The sequence below is a fragment of the Nocardia sp. NPDC004722 genome (genome assembly GCF_053601505.1).
On the sequence record NZ_JBSGBY010000801.1, the window covers coordinates 1 to 3,153 of the forward strand.

Genomic DNA, 3,153 nt, shown 5'->3' on the forward strand with positions numbered 1-3,153 from the left:
GGCGGCCCCGCCATCATGTTCGGCTGCACCCGCCCCCTCCAGGCCCCTCCGCCGGACGACTACCTCACAGCCTTCAGAGCGGCCACCGACAAGGCGGTCGCCTCCGGCTTCCTCCTCGCCGAGGACGTGCCGGAGATACTCGCCATGGCCGCCACGAATCACGCGAAACCCCGCCCGGATCATTGATCCGGACGGGGCCGTATCGCCCGGCCGAACTCGCCGGGTCTCGATTGGGTTCTCACACTGCGGCGCAGTCGGTTCAGAGCAGGGCGACTACCGCAGAAACCCCCGCGGCGGCCGCGGCGGACACGAGGTCGTGGATGACCTTCTGGACGAGATCGGATACTTCCTGGGCCAGGAGGTCCTGAGCCACGATGCGCCATTGCAATCGACCCTGGATCACCTGGGACCAGTTGTCACGAATGGACGGGTTGTTGCCCGACGTGGTCCAATCGCAATCCCGGTTCGGTCCGAACGGGTTCGCACTCGTCCCTTCGGTGTGCCCCTGGTGAGACAGCGCGTACGCGATGCCGGACGGTGTCATGATCACCACGGCCAGTGTGAAATCGTAGCTGTCGAAACCACTGTCGTGCAGGTGCCCGGTGAACGTCCAGTCCCCGTTGTCGTTCATGACCACGCTGATCGTCCCGCCCAACGCGGTGGAGTCATCGAAAGTCACCTGAATCGGATGCTGCGGATCGCCCCAAACCTTGGTGTGCGGGACCGCGAACCAGCCGTTCCAGTTCGCCGGAGTGCCCGCGGGCCAGAAGTTCGTCCACACCTGGTCATCGAGCCCGACCACGTACAAACTCACCGCGCCCTCATCGGATCGCGGATGAATCGCCGCAACAGGCGACCCTGGCGTGAACACATTGTCCCCCAACGGAAACCATCCCGACCACTTCCCCGACCCATCCGGCGCAGGCCAAAACGCCGACCACACCTTCCCATCATTCGCGACAGCGTAAAGACTGACCGCACCCTCATCCGAACGCGGATGAACCACACTAACCGTCGCCGACTGCGGGAACAAAACAGGATTGTCCAACGAGTACCAGCCATTCCAATTCGCAGGCGAACCCGCAGGCCAGAAATTCGTCCACACCTTCCCATCCAACCCCACAACATACAAACTCACCGCACCCTCATCCGACCGCGGATGAATCACCCCGACAGGCGACCCCGGCGTGAACACATTGTCCCCCAACGGAAACCACCCCGACCACTTCCCCGACCCATCCGGCGCAGGCCAAAACGCCGACCACACCTTCCCATCATTCGCGACAGCGTAAAGACTGACCGCACCCTCATCCGAACGCGGATGAACCACACTAACCGTCGCCGACTGCGGGAACAAAACAGGATTGTCCAACGAGTACCAGCCATTCCAATTCGCAGGCGAACCCGCAGGCCAGAAATTCGTCCACACCTTCCCATCCAACCCCACAACATACAAACTCACCGCACCCTCATCCGACCGCGGATGAATCACCCCGACAGGCGACCCCGGCGTGAACACATTGTCCCCCAACGGAAACCACCCCGACCACTTCCCCGACCCATCCGGCGCAGGCCAAAACGCCGACCACACCTTCCCATCATTCGCAACACCATAAAGACTCACCGCACCCTCATCCGAACGCGGATGAACGACACTGATCTGACACCCTTCCGGGAAACCGGCCGGATTCGTACCAACCTCGTACCACTCGCTCCAGGTCATCCCGGACGATGCGGGCCAGAAGTTCGACGACACCTGCCCGTCCTGCCCGACCACATACAGACTCACCGCCCCCTCATCCTTGCGCGGATGGATCGCAGACACAAAATGCCCGCCCATTACGTACCTCCCCGGATGGCGATGGCGAATACCGCTACCGCACTTGATAATTACCACCTCATCGAATCCGACCGCCCCCATCGCCGTCACGAGTGCCCGACTACCCAAACACCACAACACCTCTACGTAGCCCCCGCCACCTCCAACCGCAGAGCGCACGGAACCGACTCGACCGGCTTCCAGCACCCTGGCAACACCTTCACGATCTACCTATCGACCACAGGACCGACCACTCGGTCAGCAGAATACGAACGACGAAGCGCCCCGCCCGGATCATTGATCCGGACGGGGCGCCGCCCCGGCCTTGCCGTGGGTAGGACTCGGGTCAGACGGGGTGGAAGGCTACGTGGAGGGATTCGAGGCCGCGGATCACGACGTTCGGTTTGAAGGGGGGATTGTCTGAAATGAGGTCCAGGGCGGAGACTTTGCGGAGCAGGACGTCGAGGAGGATCTCCATTTCCAGGAGGGCGAGGGGGGCGCCCAGGCAGTAGTGGATGCCGAGGCTGAAGCCGAGGTGTTTCTTGGCGGGGCGCTTGGGGTCGGAATAGCGGGCGACGTCGGTGCGGTCGGGGTCGGCGAAGACACGTTCGTCGTGGTTGGCGGAGTTGATGAGGACCACGACGCCCTCGCCGGGTTCGAAGTGGTGCCCGGCGACGGTGATCGGGCGGGTGGCGGCGCGGGTGGTGATCTGGACCGAGGGTTCCAGGCGCAGCAGTTCATCCGGTGCGGCGGCGGTGAGTTCGGGGCGTGTGCGCAGCGCCTCGATCTGGTCGGGTGCGCGCAGCAGTCGCAGCATGCCGGTGCCGATGAGGTTCGCGGTGGTCTCGTGCCCCGCCACGAAGGTGGTGATGCAGGTGGCGAGGAGTTCCTGTTCGGTGAGCACGTCGCCACGGTCCTCGACCTGGGACAGGGCGCTGAGCAGGTCGTCGCGCGGGTGCACGCGGCGTTCGTTGAGCAGTTCCCGGAAGTAGCCCATGAATCCGCGGGAGGCGGCGCTGCGCGCCTTCAGCGATTCCTCGGGCAGGGTGTAGTCGTGGTCGAATCCGCGCGCCAGATCCTGCGACCACCGGTGCACCTGCTCGTAGGCTTCCTCGGGGACGCCGATCAGCTCGCAGGCGATGATCAGCGGCAGCGGGTAGGCGATCATTTCGACCAGGTCGAATTCGCCTGCTTCCAAGGACTTGTCGACCAACTCCTCGGCGAGCTGCTCGATGCGCGGACGCAGCCGGGCCACCGTGCGCGGGGTGAACCCCTTGGTGACCAGGTTGCGCAGCCGGGTGTGGTCCGGCGGCTCCATCCACAGGAAGGAGGTG

3 protein-coding genes are annotated in these 3,153 nt (G+C 64.0%); 1 reads left to right on the plus strand and 2 read right to left on the minus strand.

Translation table 11 applies throughout. The features are described 5' to 3' along the window. The coding region (locus ACWELQ_RS42095) for an alpha/beta hydrolase domain-containing protein (RefSeq protein WP_452402576.1) at positions 1-186 on the plus strand (186 nt) is incomplete at its 5' end. Positions 187-259: 73 nt separating this feature from the next. On the opposite strand, the gene ACWELQ_RS42100 is transcribed toward ACWELQ_RS42095, so the two are convergent. Both ACWELQ_RS42100 and ACWELQ_RS42105 read right to left on the minus strand, forming a co-directional pair. Beyond that, positions 260-1,930 (minus strand): hypothetical protein, encoded by a 1,671-nt coding sequence (locus tag ACWELQ_RS42100; RefSeq protein WP_452402577.1) that lies wholly within the window; start codon positions 1,928-1,930, stop codon positions 260-262. 235 nt (positions 1,931-2,165) lie between these two features. Further along, a partial coding sequence (locus tag ACWELQ_RS42105; RefSeq protein ID WP_452402578.1) for a cytochrome P450 occupies positions 2,166-3,153 on the minus strand: 988 nt, incomplete at its 5' end.